This is a genomic window from Butyrivibrio sp. INlla14, assembly GCF_900102515.1.
GTDB lineage: Bacteria > Bacillota > Clostridia > Lachnospirales > Lachnospiraceae > Butyrivibrio.
Genome location: NZ_FMVS01000025.1, coordinates 1 through 18,030, shown reverse-complemented (window position 1 = coordinate 18,030; position 18,030 = coordinate 1). Strand labels below are relative to the sequence as shown.

Annotated in this window: 14 protein-coding genes; 2 read left to right on the top strand and 12 right to left on the bottom strand. The window is 39.8% G+C overall.

Annotation, left to right across the window (positions count from 1 at the left end; translation table 11 throughout):
• The first annotated feature begins 69 nt into the window (after window positions 1–69).
• Entirely contained in the window at window positions 70–498 is a 429-nt protein-coding gene (locus BLO53_RS14795) for a hypothetical protein (protein WP_092063192.1), read from the top strand.
• A gap of 12 nt (window positions 499–510) precedes the next feature.
• Here BLO53_RS14795 and BLO53_RS14790 read toward each other — a convergent pair whose 3' ends face one another.
• The 8 genes from BLO53_RS14790 to BLO53_RS14755 form a co-directional block, all read right to left on the bottom strand.
• Complete coding sequence (locus BLO53_RS14790; protein WP_092063189.1) at window positions 511–1,773, bottom strand: SH3 domain-containing protein; 1,263 nt, start codon at window positions 1,771–1,773, stop codon at window positions 511–513.
• A gap of 53 nt (window positions 1,774–1,826) precedes the next feature.
• Complete coding sequence (locus BLO53_RS14785; RefSeq protein ID WP_143003255.1) at window positions 1,827–2,765, bottom strand: acyltransferase family protein; 939 nt, start codon at window positions 2,763–2,765, stop codon at window positions 1,827–1,829.
• A 100-nt stretch (window positions 2,766–2,865) separates the two neighbouring features.
• Window positions 2,866–4,875 carry a hypothetical protein gene (locus tag BLO53_RS14780; RefSeq protein WP_143003254.1) on the bottom strand — a complete coding sequence of 670 codons (2,010 nt, stop codon included), beginning with the start codon at window positions 4,873–4,875 and terminating at the stop codon, window positions 2,866–2,868.
• A 21-nt stretch (window positions 4,876–4,896) separates the two neighbouring features.
• Window positions 4,897–5,787 (bottom strand): metallophosphoesterase family protein, encoded by an 891-nt coding sequence (locus BLO53_RS14775; protein ID WP_092063180.1) that lies wholly within the window; start codon window positions 5,785–5,787, stop codon window positions 4,897–4,899.
• Between the two features lie 26 nt (window positions 5,788–5,813).
• Window positions 5,814–7,628, bottom strand: coding sequence for an ABC transporter ATP-binding protein (locus BLO53_RS14770; RefSeq protein ID WP_092063177.1), 1,815 nt, complete (start codon window positions 7,626–7,628; stop codon window positions 5,814–5,816).
• A complete protein-coding gene (locus tag BLO53_RS14765) occupies window positions 7,625–9,442 on the bottom strand; it encodes an ABC transporter ATP-binding protein (protein WP_092063173.1) in 1,818 nt (605 codons plus the stop codon). The genes BLO53_RS14770 and BLO53_RS14765 overlap by 4 nt, the downstream gene beginning before the upstream one ends.
• Before the next feature lie 54 nt (window positions 9,443–9,496).
• Entirely contained in the window at window positions 9,497–10,408 is a 912-nt protein-coding gene (locus BLO53_RS14760) for an SPFH domain-containing protein (protein WP_092063169.1), read from the bottom strand.
• On the bottom strand, window positions 10,405–10,854 hold the full coding sequence (locus BLO53_RS14755) for an NfeD family protein (protein ID WP_092063166.1): 450 nt from the start codon (window positions 10,852–10,854) through the stop codon (window positions 10,405–10,407). Before BLO53_RS14755 ends, BLO53_RS14760 begins: the two co-directional genes overlap by 4 nt.
• A gap of 202 nt (window positions 10,855–11,056) precedes the next feature.
• Here BLO53_RS14755 and BLO53_RS14750 point away from each other — a divergent pair, with 202 nt between their 5' ends.
• On the top strand, window positions 11,057–12,445 hold the full coding sequence (locus BLO53_RS14750; RefSeq protein ID WP_092063163.1) for a GGDEF domain-containing protein: 1,389 nt from the start codon (window positions 11,057–11,059) through the stop codon (window positions 12,443–12,445).
• A gap of 6 nt (window positions 12,446–12,451) precedes the next feature.
• Here BLO53_RS14750 and BLO53_RS14745 read toward each other — a convergent pair whose 3' ends face one another.
• From BLO53_RS14745 to BLO53_RS14730, 4 genes are all read right to left on the bottom strand, one after another.
• The gene (locus tag BLO53_RS14745; RefSeq protein WP_092063161.1) at window positions 12,452–14,122 is read right to left on the bottom strand and encodes a GGDEF domain-containing protein; all 1,671 of its coding nucleotides are present in this window, start codon (window positions 14,120–14,122) and stop codon (window positions 12,452–12,454) included.
• Entirely contained in the window at window positions 14,115–15,824 is a 1,710-nt protein-coding gene (locus BLO53_RS14740; RefSeq protein WP_092063158.1) for a diguanylate cyclase domain-containing protein, read from the bottom strand. The genes BLO53_RS14745 and BLO53_RS14740 overlap by 8 nt, the downstream gene beginning before the upstream one ends.
• Before the next feature lie 165 nt (window positions 15,825–15,989).
• The gene (locus BLO53_RS14735; RefSeq protein ID WP_026488485.1) at window positions 15,990–17,009 is read right to left on the bottom strand and encodes a GGGtGRT protein; all 1,020 of its coding nucleotides are present in this window, start codon (window positions 17,007–17,009) and stop codon (window positions 15,990–15,992) included.
• 20 nt (window positions 17,010–17,029) lie between these two features.
• Window positions 17,030–17,722, bottom strand: a complete 693-nt coding sequence (locus BLO53_RS14730; protein ID WP_022765395.1) for an iron-sulfur cluster assembly scaffold protein — start codon at window positions 17,720–17,722, stop codon at window positions 17,030–17,032.
• Window positions 17,723–18,030 lie beyond the last annotated feature (308 nt).

Sequence of the window (18,030 nt, the reverse complement as noted above, 5' to 3'; positions counted from 1 at the left end):
GCATTTTTCAGAAAAGGATTTTCTGAAACAGTTTTTAAAAGCTCCAATAGCTCTCAAGGAGGTGAGTCAATGAGCACAAATTTCTTTTCAAGTTTATCTGGTAAATTCGATTATATGTCCAGCATGAGTGGTCTTATTGGTGACTATGCAAGCATCAAGAATGGCTCTTATGGTTCCCTTATGAAATCATATGTAAAAAAAGTTGGAAACAAGGCGGCTCTAAGCGCCTATAGAGAGACTGGTTCTACTACTACTGCTGTAGACAATGCTGCAAACACAAGCTCTTCATCAGCAACGAGTTCCTCCAAGAAATCCAGTTCCTCATCAAAGACCAATTTTCTTGATAGCCACCTTAGCAGTGTAAAGAGCTCCGGAAGTGTTTACCAATCTGAGCTTTTGCAGAAGTTAAAGAAGCAGGATGAAACTGCAACCTATGACAAAGATGGCACCAAGACTCAAAATGCTGACACCACCCTTGGAATAGATACAACAATCTAGGTTAATTAATGATCATATCTGACCTATTATGTAGTTAAACAAGTTAATATAAGTATTTCCATCATAGTGAAGACCATCTACAAGTCTGTAGCCATTGGTCTCAAGCCAGGAATGAGTATCCAGCCAGGTAATGCCAGCAAGCTTACCTGGCATTGCGCTATTAAAGGCCTTAACCTGCTCTTCTGTTCTATAAGGGTTCTCCCATACAGGATTTACTGAGCAAAAATATGTCTTGGCGCCTCTCTGGGCCCACACAGCAGCATAGGCATTAACAAGATTAGCGTAGTTATCTATATTGCCAGTATCATTGACTCCAAGGCAGATAACTACCTTTGTGCCCTTTCCCACAATTGCATCCGCACGGGCAATTGCTGTGTCATTGAGCCATACATAGCCCTTGGCGTTCTCACATATCCAGGAGCATCCTCCCCCATCTACAGCAGCCTTCATCTGAACACATCTGGAATCACCAATAAAAAGAACTCCTGCAGGAGCAGCAACTGGAGCTGGAGAAGCAGGTGCTGTAGCCTGAGCTGGCTGTGCCTGAGTCTGAGCTGCTTGCTGATTATTTGCCTGCTGTGCAGCTTTCTGGGCTTCAATAGCAGCAAGGGCCTCTGCTTCCTGCTGCGCCTTTAATGCAGCAAGATCAACCTGAGTCTCTGCAATAAATCTATTGCTGGCAAAGGCTTCCCCTCCAAAGAATTCTATAAGATACCAGCCATTTTTATCATACTGGCCCAGTACCTGAACCTCTGTATTATATTCAAGATAGCCATAAATATCATATTCTGTTGATGGGCCTGATCTGACATTAAGAGCCCTCTGTGAATACATTGTCACAGGCTCATCAAAAAATGTGATTTTAGTCTTATCAACATTTTTATCAATTACAATTCCCTCATCAGAGGTTTCAGCATTTTCTTCATCATCAGAAACTGAGCTTGTACCAGAAGAGGCCTGGTCACTGCTCTGGTTGCTACTCTGGTCATCATTCTTGCCTGCATTTCTATCTTTAGCATCACTTTTCTGACTTTCCTTTTTGCCATCCGCATTTTCATCTGATTTATCATTACTTGCCTCTCCAGAAGAATCCAGCTTGCCTTCAGATGTCCCATCCGTAGAAGCCTCAACAGAAGACTCACTTGAACTAACGCTAGCATCAGATAAAGGCCTTGAACTTCCACAGCCTGTCATTACCAGAGTGGCGCATAGCGCCATAACAGTTACCAATTTACAAAACTTCAAATTCATAATTCCAATTCTTTTCTCTTTCATTTCTATCACTTCGATTCTTTGATCCTATTTCTACTTAAATAGGCAACTCAAAACTATTTTTTCTTCCCAATAAGAAGTTTAGTTACCTTCCCCAGGCAAAACTCTATTAAAAAGCCAAGTACCACAGCAAAAACAAGCGTTAATAGTCCAGCTATCACAGCCCCCTTAAAATAAGACCAGCTCTCCTTGTAAGCTACAAACTTCCAGAAAAGCCTTGTGTGCACAAGGTAAACATACAGTGAATAAGTTCCAAGAGTAGGTAGTACAAAGCCCTCTCCCTTAAACTGCACGCAAAGCCCCATCGTCATAAGCGTAAACATTATGCTTGCGCACAGATGAGCTGCCAGGGCTCCTCCAAACACATGCCAAAAAGCACATATAACCATTACAGCAAAAGAAATGAACGCTAAATTCGACTTTATTATAACACTTTTTAGTTTGTCTCCAAACTTATCTTCCAGTGTAGCTCCATACACTCCAAGAAGAAATGCCCCATTTGATAAAAACCAAAAATCCTGAAACTCCGGCTTTATATACAACCAGTAAGAAAAGCCAATAATGCCGAGGGTTAAAAGGATTTCTTTTGCCCTGCCTCCAAATCTGTAGAACAACATGAACATAATATAAAAAGCAAAGAGGACACACATAAACCAGTAGTCATAACCGATAAGGAGCTTTATAAAGGCTCCCGCACTATCTATGTGTTTGTCCAAAACAGCTAAAAATCCAGCTATCAAAATATATGGCACGTAGCTGTTCATAACGCGCTTTATAACAAATCCCTTATCAATACCACTCTTTTGGTTTGACTTAACAAGTCCATAGCCTGAGAGCAGAAAGAAAATGTCAACGCCGTATACTCCCCAGGTTGAAATCCACACTCTTAGGGATTCATTAAAAGATTCTGTATACATCCATCCCGCGTAGTGCGATGCAATGACCATCAGGATTGCTATACCTCTAAATAGTTTCGAAGTCTTATTCTCTATCAAAACTTTTCCTGTCTCCTTCCACAATAAAGACGATTAGTCTTCCAAAATATCATCCATTGACTAAATTCAGCCCTTTAATTTCTGTATGATCTGCTACAGCTTAGAACCTGAAATAATCTCCTATAACATTAAACAAAACCTTATTATCATTTTCAAGGCACACTGTGCTTCCTGATCCAACAAAGGTCAAAAAGCTATAAACAAGAGTCAGAACAACGCAAACATAAAAGAATCTGCTGGCAAAAGTATAGTCTATAAGGCCCCTTGACCTGTCCAGAAATACAATCCATAAAAGAACTGCTGCTAGGACAAAAGCCGGAGCAAAATCGCAGGTATATCTATAGATAATTCCGGCACCATTAGCATCAAAGCCAGCAATTATAAGCCCCACAATCATAAGATATACTACAAGTCCCTTTAAAGAGCCTTGTATATCCCTACATCTTTTTATAAGGGCCACCCAAATCGAGAACATAAAAGCATTGGCCACAAAGATTCCGCCATAGTTATACTCATACAAAAGTCTTCCCATGTAATCACCTGACAGATCAGCAGAATGAATAAATGGATAATCCGCATTTACAACAGGTGGCTGGAACAGGAAATAGTAAAGACTTCTAAAGAGTCTGTCAAAATTAAAGCCTCTGTTATTCATATCGTTTGAAGTCAGCGAATACGTGGCTCCAAAGTCCAGGATATTTCCAAATCTGGCAGCATTATACCAGCATACTGGAATAGCAACCGCGATTATAGGAAGGAAAAACAGTACTGTTTCAATCACACTTTTTCTGGTAAAGAGTTTTCTTTTGCCAAGGCCCTCATCAAGCAAAAACAGTATCACTGCAACTCCTGACAATAAGACCAGCTGCGGCCTGCATCCCGCAACTAACGCAACAAATAAGCTTCCAAGTGTAATTGCCAATCTCTTAAGCCACAGTCTATTTGTATTTAATGCTTCAAGCCACAAGCCTATTCCCGCAAAAGAAAAGCCTATACCACCAATTATGGGCACATCATAGATATCAGGTCTTGCCACCAAAAAAACAAAATTGGCAGTAAGAGAAACCGCTACGCACAAAAGAAGGTATAAAAGATATGGCATCCTTTTACTGTATTTTCTGACAAGCCCCGTTACAAGCAAAAATGCACCTGCCACAAACACAAGAAAGAAGGCATAAATAGCTATATAATTTGGAAGGTCTCGCCCTGTCAAAAGATAGTAAGGATAATACAATAAAAGCTCAGGTACAATGCCAAAATAAGCATAATAATGCCCCTCATAGTAGGCATAATCCATGGCATAGGGAATGCCTTCTGCCTGAAGAGTAATAGTGTCGTAAGGATTCTCCACTTCAAGAAGCCTTTCATCAACTTCTTTTTCTGTGAGTATTACACTACCCTCCTTAAGACTATGGGCCAGCTCCTGATACTGCTTGTGATGAGGCCAGTATGGATTCTGCACAAGGGCTGTATCTGCAGTATTAAGGAACCTTCCAAGTGCCATGATCAAAAACATAGCCACCAAAGTTACCGCAATCTGTCTCTTGTTTCCATGCTCAAAATAAACATCATGAATAAATGAATCAGTAAATATCAGATACCCAAGGGTCAGCACAAAAAATATCGCAAGAGCCCTTAAAGGCTTAATATCAAAGGGGACTCTGCGGTTGATAGTAATATCTTTTACATGAGCAACTGTTCCATCTGCGGCTCGTACAATAACATATATATTATTCACATCTCCAAAGGGATATACGTTAGAAAATCTGCTTCTAGAGGATCCATTACAGACAACAAATTCAGGTGTACCATACTCATATTTGTTGCCTGCATCTGTCATCCACACGCTGACATATGCCTCATCTCCGTTCTCAACAGCAATATTGGCATACACATTCCTTACAGGGCCATTTACTGTATAGGCTTCAGTAGCTACGCTCTCTCCCCCGTTTACAGAGAAATTATCAGCAATCGGCATTGCAGATGAATTCATTGTTCGAAAACTTGAGAAATTAAAAACAAATATCTCAAGAAAACAAGTGATCAAAAATACCATGATCACGCCACACACAAGTTTTTTAACTTTTTTATCACTCGCTTTAGATGTCATAACAATCAACATCCCCATAGCTTAATCCTCACTATGGGGAATCTCCTTACCATGTAAGTCTATATAATTTTCTTTTAGGGCAATAGCCCAGTATTTCTCAGGAATATTCGGCCATTTCACAGTACCTCTCTCCTGCTCACACAGCCTCATGGCCCGTAAAAGAACTGTCTGATTAAGATCAATTCCCGTCCTTATAGTATGCATTGAAACTGCAGCCCAGGCAGGTGCGTACTGACATATCTCAGAATTTTTAAAGGCCCTTATTATTTCCTTTCTATTGTAATCAAGCTGGATAAGCTCTTCTTCCCAGGTCTTACCATTGCCGTGAAGTATGCAGAACTGAGTCTTCCCATCATGGTACCATGGAATTCCCACAGAGCCAGGATTAATTGCCTTTTTCCCCCTATATATATAGGTTTCCTGCACATGGGTATGACCATGCAAAAGATATCCCGTCTTTAGGTGAGACAATACCTTTTTGGTATTTCTCTTTTCCTTATAGAGAAGCTCTGCCGTCTCTGTTGGAGACCCGTGACAATATTCAAAAGAAGGAAAGCCCTTCATCTCAAAGGTTCCATAATTGGGCAATGATTCAAAAAAGTTAAAATCCTTGTCAGTGAGATTTTCGTAGGTGTACAAAAGAGCTCCTGAAGCCGAGCCCTTTCTCCAATTGCCCTCACCATTTCTTCTGTAGTTTAAAAGGTATTCTTCTCTGTTTCCCCTGATAATGTAGGTATTAAAGTATTGTTTAAGAACATAGATAAGCTCCATGGTCTTTTGAGGATTTGGGCAATCTGTGACATAGTCACCCAGGAGAAGGAAATTCGTGATTCCCTTACCCATTGCATGATCTATGCATGCCTGCAAAGCACTATAATTCCCATGTATGTCGCTAAATACTGCTATATCCATAAAATCTCCGATGATGAAACAAAAACTTACTCAAATACAGCATCAGTACTTGCTTCATCAAATTGTTTAGTAAATAGATCGTAGTAATAACCGTGCATGGCCATAAGTTCCTTGTGAGTTCCCCGCTCAATTATCTTGCCATCATTGACAACAAGTATAATGTCAGCATCAACAATGGTAGATAGCCTGTGGGCTATAACAAAAGAAGTTCTGCCCTTAGTCACGATCTCTATAGCATCCTGAATAGCCTTCTCAGTTACTGTATCAATGGATGCTGTAGCCTCATCAAGAACAAGTATCCTGGGATCTGCTAAAAGAGCTCTGGCAAAAGATAAAAGCTGCTTCTCGCCAGTTGAGAGCATTCCTCCATCCTCTCCCACATCACTGTCAAGTCCTTTGTCCATCCTTTTTACAATGCCATCTGCCGAGACTAGCCTTAAAGCCTCCCAGATTTCCTCCTCAGTGGCGTCAGGATTGCCGTATTTGAGATTATCCCTTACAGTACCCGAGAAAAGATGAGGCGTCTGAAGAACATAGCCAATGTTTGAATGAAGCCATAGCTGTGACCTGTCCGCTGCATCCCGGCCATCAATAAGTATCTGGCCTGATGTAGGCTTAAAGAATCTGCACACAAGATTTACCAGTGTTGATTTACCTGCACCTGTCTCTCCCACTATAGCCACATTTGTTCCCTGGGGAACTTTGAGATTAAAGTGCGTTAGAACGTACTCATCACCATCAGGATACTTAAATGTAACATCCTTAAATTCCACATCGCCTATAAGTTCTTCCCAGTTTTCCTTCCTGGGATTAAAAGTATCGCCGTATTTCTCAATGACTTCTTTTCTGTCTGCAACATCAGACTCTGTCTCAAGAAGCCTTGTAAGTCTCTCAACATTTACCTGAACAGCTATAAGCTCAGATAAAGTTACAATTACATTCTGAACAGGCTCCATAAGTCCCAGAGCATAAGACAAAAATACTGATAAAGTTCCAATCTGAGTAACGCCCTCAAGAGTTATGATACCCCCCCTCCAGAGAACCAGTGAAAGAGCTATTGAGCTCATCATAGTAATAGCTGATGTAAAGAAAGCTGAATAATGAGTTGCATGAATTGAAGTGGAACGCATCTTAGTAGTATCCTCTTCAAAGTCCCTTTGGATCTTGTCCTCTACAACAAGAGTCTTTATAGCTCTTGCTCCAGTTATTCCCTCATTAAAATTACTGGTTATAGTAGAATTTATCTCTCTTATCTTGCGGTTTAATACAACGAGTTTTGCCTGGAAGTACATTACAAGTACTACAGCTATCGGAACAAGTATCATTACGTAAAGCGCAAGTTTTACATTAAGAGCCAGCATCATCACAAGAACAAATATTATATAGGCTCCCTGCCACACAATATCCATCATTCTCCAGGATACCATCACGCCAATCTTGCCAGTATCACTCATGACTCTTGCATGGATATAACCAACATTATTCTGGTTAAAATAAGCAAAGGATAATGTCTGAAGGTGGCTAAAGGCCGCATTTCGAAGATCCCTGTCCACAGACAGTTCAACCTGTCCGCACATATAACAGCATATGAAATTATCTATAACCTGAATGACTAAGACAACAACATAAAGGATCACAAATAAAGTAAGCCCCTCTAAGGTCTTTTTCCCAACGAAGTTATCAAGAGCATATCTGTTAAATATTGGAAAAACTGAATCTATGAGCGAACTTAATACTCCAAGAATTATCATAAAGATAATCTTAGGAGCGTACTGTTTTATGTATGGAATTAGTCTTGGAATTCCAAAAAATGGAAGTTTTACATTTTTATTCTCGTTCATGTTCCCTGCATCTGTATATCATAAATCTTTTTGTAAATGCCGCCTTTTTCAAGGAGTTGTTTGTGAGTTCCCTGTTCAGCAATGCGTCCGTGGTCAAGGACAATAATGTTATCGGCATGCATCAGTGTCATTATCCTATGTGATATAAGCACCACAGTAGAATCTGAAGTATTTTCAGAAAGAGCCTGTCTGATCCTTGCATCTGTCTGAGTATCAACTGCAGAAAGTGAATCATCAAACACCATTACAGGAGGTCTTGAAACAAGCATCTGGGCTATAGCAGTTCTCTGCTTCTGACCGCCGGATAAGGTAACGCCCCTCTCACCAACGTAGGTATCGTATCCCTTGGCAAAATCTGAAATAGTCTCATCCAAAGCTGCAATCCTGGCTGCTCTTCTGACATCCTTCATATCAAGTTCATTCTGGGTAATGCCAATATTCTCCGAAAGAGTTCTGCTAAAAAGAAATGGCTCCTGAAGTACAAAACCAATATTTTTGCGAAGGTGAGAGGCCTTTATATCAGATATATCAGTATCTCCCACAAGAATTCTTCCGCAGTCTTTTTTAAGATCATATAATCTGTCCATAAGATACATAAGCGTGGACTTACCAGAGCCTGTTCCTCCAAGGATTCCAAAGGTTGAGCCCGCCTTAATAGTAAAACTTACATCCTTAAGCACATCTCCGCCGCCATTTTCATAGGCATAGGAAACATGATCAAAAGTTATATCAGCATTAAGTGATGGCTCAGTAGCTCCATCCTTGTCCTTTTCTATCTCTGAATTCATAATGTAGGCAATACGGTCTATTGATACTCCCGCCTTACTCATTTCAGAGATGATTCTTCCAAGAGCACGAACCGGCCATACCAGCATTGAATTATAGGCAACAAAGGCTATATACTCACCAACTGTAATAGACTCCTGCACACAGAAAACGGCTCCAAGCACTGTTATGAGCATAACCTGAAGTCCGGATATAAGGTCATTAGAAGACCAGAAGGCTGCAAGTGTGCGCATAAGATTGATCCACATTTGGGTATACTCTGCGTTTTGCTTAACAAATCTGTCCTTCTCGTACTTTTCTCTTCCAAAAGCCCTTACTACTCTTACTCCTGTAAGGTTCTCCTGGGCAGTAGCTGATAGTCGTCCCTCTTCCGTATCAGCCCTTTCAAATTCAGTCCTGATTCTGTTATGGAAAAAGCCCGAATATAAGACAATAACAGGAATAAAGGCTGCGGAAACAATAGTCATGGGTATGCTGATACCTATCATGAAATACATGGCTATTACAATCCTTATAAAAATCCTGAAAAGTGAAAGCATCTGCTCAGAAATAAACATCCTGATGGTATCTACATCAGATGTACAGCGCTGAATTATGTCACCTGTATGATTAGCCCCATGCCAGGTATATGGAAGATGCATAATATGGTCAAAGAGCTTATCTCTCATTCTCTTGATCAAAGTCTCTGACCCATAAGCATTCATGAGTCTGAACATATATCTGCAAACAGCAGCCAAAATACCTACTATAGCAACAACCAGGGCAATTAGATAAAGATGATCTCTAAGAAACTCCCTGCCACCTAAAAGATCCATGATAGTCTTCAAATAAACAGGCACACTGTCAGACTCTGCATCAGCTATGCAAAAGTCGACAGTGTACTGTATTATCTTAGGTCCTATCAGATCCAAAAAAGTAACAAGAAGTGAAAAAATAATACTAAAGACAAAGAATTTTTTACTTCCCTCTAAGAAGTATAAGACAAGCTCAGATCCTGTCTTAAATCTTTTATTCTTATAATCTGACATACACTAATCCCTATTGATCACAATGATTACTAGTTCCAGGGATCATCAAGATTCTTATTTAATAACTTCCTTGATAGACTGAGCAAGGCCTGCAATACCCTGAATATTTGATGGAACAATGATCTTGGTAGCCTGTCCATCTGATGCCTTCTCAAATGCTTCAAGGCTCTTAAGAGTAAGAACTGATTCGTCAGCTCCTGCCTCCTTAAGCATCTTGATACCCTCAGCATTAGCCCTCTGAACGCTCTTAATAGCCTCAGCCTGACCTTCTGCCTCTCTGATTCTCTTTTCTCTTTCAGCTTCAGCTCTAAGGATTGTAGCCTGCTTATCAGCTTCAGCCTGAAGGATCTTACTCTGCTTCTCACCTTCTGCAACAGTGATCTGTGACTGCTTCTCACCTTCTGCAAAAAGGATCTTTTCTCTCTTTTCACGCTCAGCCTTCATCTGCTTCTCCATGGCATCTCTGATCTGCTCTGGAGGATTGATGTTCTTGAGCTCTACTCTGGTGATCTTGATACCCCATGGGTCAGTTGCAATATCCAGTGCATCCTGCATCTGTGCATTGATCTGATCTCTGGAAGTAAGAGTCTCATCAAGTGTAAGTGAACCAATAACATTACGAAGTGTTGTTGCTGTAAGATTCTCAATAGCTCCGATAGGATTTCTTACACCATAAGCATAAGCCATAGGATCTGAAATTCTAAAGAATACGATAGAGTCAATCTGCATTGTAACGTTATCCTGTGTGATAACGGGCTGAGGTGGGAAATCGCAGTACTGCTCCTTGAGATCAACCTGTCTTGCAACTCTGTCGATAAAAGGCACCTTGATATGAAGACCTACATCCCATGTCTCCTTGTAAGCGCCAAGTCTCTCAACTACATAAGAATGTGCCTGTGGAACAATCTTGATATTTGCTGCCACCAACACAAGAATAAGAACGATAAGAACAATCAAAAAAATCATAAAGTATTAACCTCCCTTTCAACAATAAGCTTTGCTCCCGATACACGTACCACTCTGACCTCTTCTCCAGCAAAAATAGTCACCTCATCAATGCTGGATGCCGCAAGCCAGGTTGAACCATCCATATCTACTTTACCTGTTCCCTTGATATTGTCAATATCAGTTTTAGCAATCAGTTTCCTACCAATAACCGCGTCTATATTAGTCTTTTTGATATTACGGTTAAAGTGCTTGGATGCTATAGGTCTGACAGTCACCAGGATTACAGTGGAAACTATAATGAAGCTGATAAGCTGAGCCCAGATATTTCCTCCAAGAAGAGCTACAAGCATGGCCACAGCAGCACCAATAGCAAACCATATTGTTATAAGTCCAAGCGTGGCGAGCTCAATAACTGCGAGAGCCACAGTCATGATAAGCCAGAAAATAGCCTGATAGTTCCCCATACACACACCTCCTTCATATGATACTCAATTATACTTCAAATTAGGGCTTTTCGGAAGATTATTTACAGTATTCCCCGTCCGCCTCTCATTTTTATAATAATCAAATCGTAAATAAATGTTTTTTAGTTAACAATATGGTATTATATAATAGTAAAGATATGAGCGTTATGTCGTTATAAAAATCTTATCATCGGAGGCTACAATGTCTGGTATCGATTATCAAACCCTTAAATCAATCGTTAATCTTTGCAATATGCCAAGTGCCATAATGTCAGTTGAAAAAAAGGCCGACGGCACCTGTGGTGAAATCCGTATGGTTGCTACAAATGACAAATTCAGCATGACGGGTGAAAATGTAGAAGGCCTCACTTACGATGCCAAACTCAGCAAGGATCCTAAATTTGAAGATATCCTCTTTAAAGCAGCCTGGAATAACGAGCACTACCATTCCTATGTTGACACCTCAAGGCTTTACGGGTATTGGACTGAAGATATCATAATCCCTATAGACAATAATGGTGATAAAAAAATAGGCTACTGCCAGTTCATTTATAAACTCAGCAAAGAAATGGAAGCAGGCAGATACTCGATCATTTCTCCAGATATAGCAAGCTTCGTAATAAGAACCTGCATTAACCTGCGAAAAGATGAAGACTTCTATACTACCATGAATACTGTTACTAAGGATATCCGTGAGTTTACTGATTCTTTTGCCGCTTCAATAATGACTGTATCCAAGGACTTGTACCGATTTGAGGTAGTAAGTGAAAGCGTTAGAAATAATCTAAAAAATCTCCATGACGTATTTGCCAACATTCCTTATGAAATTGTAGAATCCTGGGAAGACCTGGTATCCGGCACGGATTGTGTCATAATAAGAAATGAAGAGGACATGAAAGATTTCGAGTCAAAAGCCCCTGCATGGGTAAGGACCCTTAGGGACAATGATGTCAAAAACCTCTGTCTTGCCCCTTTCATGCATCAGAATATGATCATTGGCTATCTCTACATTACTAATTTTGATGTTTCACAACTTGCCAGATTCAAAGACACTATCGAAATGGTGGCATTTTTCCTGGCATCAGAGGTTGCACATCATATCTTTGTAGACAAACTTAAAACTCTTAGTTCTCTTGACCTTAGGACTGGTGTGCAGAATAGAAACGCCATGAACACCAAGGTAGATGAACTTGCGCTGGAGCTTAGAATGACTAAGACTCCATTTAGCGTAGCTTTCTGTAACCTGATCACTCTGCGAACAGTCAATATCCAGCAAGGTCATGACGCAGGAAATAATCTCCTTAGCGATGCCGGCCAGATACTAAGAGAAATCTTCAAAAATGATTTCATTTACAGATCAAACGGTGAAGAGTTCGCTATTATCTCAACTAATTCAACGGAAAAAAGCTTTGAAGAAAAGGTAAAAGAGCTAAAAGAAAGGGCTAATGATCCCAACTGGGTATTCTTTACAATCGGTTACTATACAGATATGACAGAGGGAAATATTCATCAGGCAATGCGCTTTGCCAATGAGTATGAGCAGGAATTTAAAGAGGACTTCTACTTTAATCATCCTGACTTTGTCAAATAATACGAATTATTCTCCCTTGATGAAAGCTTTGTTTTTGTACATTCTCTCATCAGCAAGAATATATACATCATTCCAGCTACTTCCATCAGTTTCATGCCTATATGCATAGCCAAAAGCTGCGCTTCGTTTAAGCTCCGGGTCCTCCTGGTTGAGCCTTGCAAGCGCAGCTTTAATATCATCTATTACTCTTTCAGCCCGCTCAATGTTGTTTCCGCTAAGAACGGCAACAAATTCATCACCGCCTGTCCTTGCAATAAATCCCTTGCTTGCAGCATATTCTTCTAAAATATCAGCAAATTCCCTAATATATTTATCTCCCATAAGATGCCCCTGAACATCATTTATGGTCTTAAGTCCATTTAGATCTATGCTGATAATGCAAAAATCAACATTCTTTTTGGAAATATCAGCTATGTATTTTTCAAGTCTTGCCCTGTTAGGGATATCTGTAAGGCCATCTGCATAGGCATAATGAGTAAGGGACTGATACTCTTTTTTCCTGGCATAAGATGCTGATATATAGATGTTGTAGTTAACAAGTGTCGAAAAGACCATGCAAAGAGCTCCCATGGGAACTATCTTCTTGGAGAGCATGATCTGTTCCATTATTCCCGCCACTTCAAGATAATAAAAGAAAATATTTACAACAAAGGCTGCTCCCAGCATAGCCTGCCCAGCAAGCTGTATTCTCTGTGACGGGGATATTCGCCTTTTTTTCTCATCGCCAAAGAGCATAAAGAGCATAAAGATGATCAATATTAGTGCATTTATCTGATATATCCACAGAAGCTGATTAATATGCATCTTTCCAATGTAGTGTAGAATGATAGGAAAAATAGATATCAAGGTTCCCATAGTGGCAAATATCAAAAATCTCTTTTTCTTTAGATAGTTTCTCATACTACCCATTACCATGTACATAAGAGGAACAATCAGATAGAGCGATATATATTCAACCTCCGTCTGTCTCCTTCCAATATCCATAAAAAGATCCAATAGTTTAAACTGAGTAAGGAACCACACTCCTAAATCAATGAATAAAAGCGCTGAAAACATCAGCATCCTGATCTCAGGGAAATTACTCTCAAAACCAAGAGCAATTATAAAAAACATAAACCCAAAGATTACAAGAAAAGCTGAAATTGTGAATATGAACATGTTGTTATAAATGCCATACATAAAAAGATCTGCATAATCTCCAAATACTGGAGCATCAAAATAATTGTAGGCGCCATTTTCACCCACCAGAAGTTCTATTGATATTTCATGTTTTCCTGGCATTTTAGGCATGTTCACAAAATTTCTCTCGCAGCCCACAAACTCATTTCTTTTAAAGTGGTTCAAAAATTTGTGCTCTATTTCCCTCCCGTCAATACTTACAACAAAGGCGCTAAACTTGGTTTCTATCATGAGGGTAGGATCTGAAAGGGCTGTAAAATCCACATTTTTCTTGGTCATAACAATTTTGTCGCCTCGAAATGTTCCATTGCCAATAAGCCTTCTAAGGCTAGAAAGCTTTATATTATCATATTCAGTTTGGTTATAGCGAACATGCCATCCATTCTGTAAAACCTCTACTCTGTCAACTCCTTCAGGTTTTAAGACCGCCTGCGCTGCCACGAGCATCAGAATAAATGCTATAAAAGCTATAAGTAAATAAAGGGCCTTCTTACGCATGATGGGTCTCCTTCATTTTGTACATCCTGCTATCAGCCAGATAATACGCAAACTTGAATCCATCTTCCTCTATCTCGTTACTATATGCATACCCTGCCGAAAAAGATAATGTAAATTTCTCATTTTCTGCATTTTTATCGTTGTACTCATTTACCAAGAGCTGCAAATAGCCTATGCTCTTTTTACATACTCCCTCTTTAGGATTTTCATAAACAACCATAAATTCATCGCCACCAGTTCTTCCGATAAGATCCGCATCAATAAATGCGTTTTTCAAAAGATCAGCAAAGGCCTTTATCATCTTGTCACCTTCAAGATGACCAAATGTGTCATTTATCTTCTTTAATCTGTCAAGATCGAGAATGATAACAGCATAAGGCTTTTTTATTTCATAGGAATACTGAGTGCATTTTGCCCTATTCATTAGTCCTGTAAGTGCATCTGTAAAGGCCAGTCCTTCCAATTCCTCTTTTACCCTGCTGGCATTCATATGCTCAATGCTGCTTAAGAAATAGTAAACAAAAAGACATATCATAAAGCCCAACAGTCCCAGATCCAGCATATGGATCCTGGAGTAGAAATTCGTTCCTATATCTATATTGTTTCTGGTAATGTTGAATTTTACTATCTCCAGGAACATAAATATCAGCAAGAGGATATAACCCAGAATAAGATAATTATCTGCTGAAAAGCCAACAAAAACGTCCGACTCTCTGTGCTTTTTAAATTCTTTCGCAAGGCCCTTGATAAGAGCAGGAAGGGCCATGGCATTTTCAATTACAAGTATCAGGTGGAAAAGCGTCACAAAATGAGTAAAATTGATAAACCCCAAATAATGGCATATAGAAAAAATAACAGGAATAGAAATATTAACTATAGCAAGAAATTTCTGTATGTTTCTAGCTATATTTGGATGTGTCACATGTAAAAGGATAAGAACAGCAAGCGGCATCAGATACATAGAAATGTATTCAAGGTCAGAGAAAAGCCTTTCCTTGTCACTTACAAAGCACAAAATATCGTTATAAGTATAGGTATAAGTTCCCAAAAGAAGCGATAGCATTGCGCTAATAAATACAGATGTATCAAATTTGCCACACAAAAACAGGTATAAGCCAAGTGATAATAAAACAAATGCGTATATGAAGAAAAAGCCACCTACAAACATAGAAAGCCTGCTATTTTGAAAGAAATATGTTATCAATTCTTTTTTTGATCCAAAATGAACAGGGAAAAAGTTCTTTACGGCAAAGTCTTCCGTTATCAAGAAACTAATAGTCAGTTCATGCTCAGTTCTGCACTCTCCAAGAGAAACCATATTGTACTTTTTTTCTACATACTGTCCGCTATTATATTCCGGCCAGCCATAGGTGTAGATAAGCTGACCATCTTTATAAACATCCACCACACAATATCTACTTTTAAACATAATAGCGGGGTTTTTTACCCCGGTAGATGGGATATTTCTGGTAAAAGAAATAATGTCGCCCTTTCTGGAATCAGTCAAGTCAAAGTCAGAGAGCATCACATCCTCATATTCATTATCTCCATACTTAACAGACCACCCTGAAGCAAGCTGGTTAAAATGACCTGAAGGTCTTGTTGTAAAAAGATCACTTTCAAGTGCCAATAGAATTACAATAGAAACTATCGTAAGCACTGAAAGAATCAGAATATTTCTTGCCTTTGATTGCTTTTTCATAGTCTCTTCCTGAACGCATTACCGTACGTCAATTATATTATAATCCAACAAGGCAGCTTAAAATATTAAAAAGACTATAAACAAAAAATGTTAAAAAAGAAAACGCCAGTGCGCAAATAACGCACTGACGTAAATCTCAATATATTATTCAGATTTATTGGATAATCAGAACTTACCAGCCTTAGCAGCCTCTTCGATAGATACGGCTGTTGAAACAGTCATACCAACCATAGGGTTGTTACCAGCACCGATAAGACCCATCATCTCAACGTGAGCAGGAACTGATGAAGAACCAGCAAACTGAGCATCTGAATGCATACGTCCCATAGTATCTGTCATACCATAAGAAGCTGGGCCTGCAGCCATGTTATCTGGGTGAAGTGTACGTCCTGTACCGCCGCCTGAAGCAACTGAGAAGTACTTCTTACCAGCCTCAACACGCTCTTTCTTGTAAGTACCTGCAACTGGATGCTGGAATCTTGTAGGGTTAGTTGAGTTACCTGTGATAGATACGTCAACATTCTCCTTCCACATGATAGCAACACCTTCCTGAACGTCGTTAGCGCCGTAGCAGTTAACCTTTGCACGAGGTGAATTAGCATCCTTAGAGTAGCACTTTCTGAATACTTCCTTAACCTCACCTGTGTAGTAGTCATACTCTGTCTCTACATATGTGAAGCCGTTGATACGAGAAATGATCTGAGCTGCGTCTTTTCCAAGACCGTTAAGGATAACGCGGAGAGGTTTCTGACGAACCTTGTTAGCCTTCTCAGCGATACCGATAGCACCCTCAGCAGCTGCGAATGACTCGTGACCAGCAAGGAATGCGAAACACTCTGTATCCTCTTCAAGAAGCATCTTACCAAGGTTACCATGTCCAAGACCAACCTTACGACGATCAGCAACTGATCCAGGAATACAGAAAGCCTGAAGACCGATACCGATTGCTGCAGCAGCCTCAGAAGCCTTGCGGCAGTTCTTCTTGATAGCAATAGCAGCACCTACTGTGTAAGCCCACTTTGCATTTTCAAAACAAATTGGCTGAATGCCTTCGATCAGCTTGTATACATCGATACCAGCATTCATACAAATATCTCTACACTCTTCGATTGAAGAAATCCCATACTCCTTAAGGCAAGCCAGGATCTGGGGCTCTCTTCTTTCATATGATTCAAATAAAGCCATTATTTTTTCCTCCTTACCTATTACTCGTGTCTTGGGTCGATGCATCTAACTGCATCGTTAACACGTCCATACTGTCCCTTAGCCTTCTCAAGAGCTGTATTTGCATCATCACCAGCCTTGATGAAGTCCATCATCTTACCAAAGTTAACATACTTGTATCCGATGATCTCATCGTTCTCATCAAGAGCGATGTCTGTGATGTAACCATCTGTAAGTTCAAGGTAACGAGGTCCCTTCTCAAGTGTTCCGTAAGTTGTACCAACCATTGAACGGTTGCCCTTACCAAGATCCTCAAGACCAGCACCAATCTGAAGTCCATCCTCTGAGAATGCAGACTGTGTTCTACCATAAACGATCTGAAGGAAAAGCTCTCTCATAGCTGTGTTGATAGCGTCACAAACAAGGTCTGTGTTAAGAGCTTCAAGAACTGTAAGTCCTGGAAGAATCTCAGATGCCATAGCAGCTGAGTGTGTCATTCCTGAACATCCGATAGTCTCTACAAGAGCTTCCTGGATGATACCATCCTTAACATTAAGAGAAAGCTTGCAGCATCCCTGCTGAGGAGCACACCAGCCAATACCATGTGTATAGCCTGAAATGTCCTTAATCTCTTTTGACTTAACCCACTTAGCCTCTTCCGGAATGGGAGCTGCGCCATGGTGTACCCCTTGAGTTACAGGGCACATATTCTTTACCTCTGTTGAGTAAATCATGTGAAAATCTCCTTTCGTATCTTTAAGTAACTTTCATTACTTACTACCTATAGATGAATGGATGCCCTACATGACATGCACCACATTCAAAGACGTGTCTGCAGTTTCTTTTATATGCCGACCGCAGAACACCATTTTTATTTTTACACACTTTTTCCTATATTTCAATGGTTTTTGATATTTTTTTAACATCCTTTTTATAGATAAAAAATTTCCTTTAAACAGCATAAATACAGGTAAAAGAAAGAGAACCTGCCCTTCACCCTGGCAAGTTCTCCTATTTGTTTATATTTTTTTAATATCAACTC

What these genes read in the sequence shown, in the direction of transcription:
- BLO53_RS14745 (WP_092063161.1), bottom strand. Translation starts at nt 14,122, where the DNA reads ATGCGTAAGAAGGCCCTTTATTTACTTATAGCTTTTATAGCATTTATT.
- BLO53_RS14735 (WP_026488485.1), bottom strand. Translation starts at nt 17,009, where the DNA reads ATGGCTTTATTTGAATCATATGAAAGAAGAGAGCCCCAGATCCTGGCT.
- BLO53_RS14730 (WP_022765395.1), bottom strand. Translation starts at nt 17,722, where the DNA reads ATGATTTACTCAACAGAGGTAAAGAATATGTGCCCTGTAACTCAAGGG.
- BLO53_RS14740 (WP_092063158.1), bottom strand. Translation starts at nt 15,824, where the DNA reads ATGAAAAAGCAATCAAAGGCAAGAAATATTCTGATTCTTTCAGTGCTT.
- BLO53_RS14795 (WP_092063192.1), top strand. Translation starts at nt 70, where the DNA reads ATGAGCACAAATTTCTTTTCAAGTTTATCTGGTAAATTCGATTATATG.
- BLO53_RS14770 (WP_092063177.1), bottom strand. Translation starts at nt 7,628, where the DNA reads ATGAACGAGAATAAAAATGTAAAACTTCCATTTTTTGGAATTCCAAGA.
- BLO53_RS14750 (WP_092063163.1), top strand. Translation starts at nt 11,057, where the DNA reads ATGTCTGGTATCGATTATCAAACCCTTAAATCAATCGTTAATCTTTGC.
- BLO53_RS14780 (WP_143003254.1), bottom strand. Translation starts at nt 4,875, where the DNA reads ATGACATCTAAAGCGAGTGATAAAAAAGTTAAAAAACTTGTGTGTGGC.
- BLO53_RS14760 (WP_092063169.1), bottom strand. Translation starts at nt 10,408, where the DNA reads ATGATTTTTTTGATTGTTCTTATCGTTCTTATTCTTGTGTTGGTGGCA.
- BLO53_RS14765 (WP_092063173.1), bottom strand. Translation starts at nt 9,442, where the DNA reads ATGTCAGATTATAAGAATAAAAGATTTAAGACAGGATCTGAGCTTGTC.
- BLO53_RS14790 (WP_092063189.1), bottom strand. Translation starts at nt 1,773, where the DNA reads ATGAAAGAGAAAAGAATTGGAATTATGAATTTGAAGTTTTGTAAATTG.
- BLO53_RS14775 (WP_092063180.1), bottom strand. Translation starts at nt 5,787, where the DNA reads ATGGATATAGCAGTATTTAGCGACATACATGGGAATTATAGTGCTTTG.
- BLO53_RS14755 (WP_092063166.1), bottom strand. Translation starts at nt 10,854, where the DNA reads ATGGGGAACTATCAGGCTATTTTCTGGCTTATCATGACTGTGGCTCTC.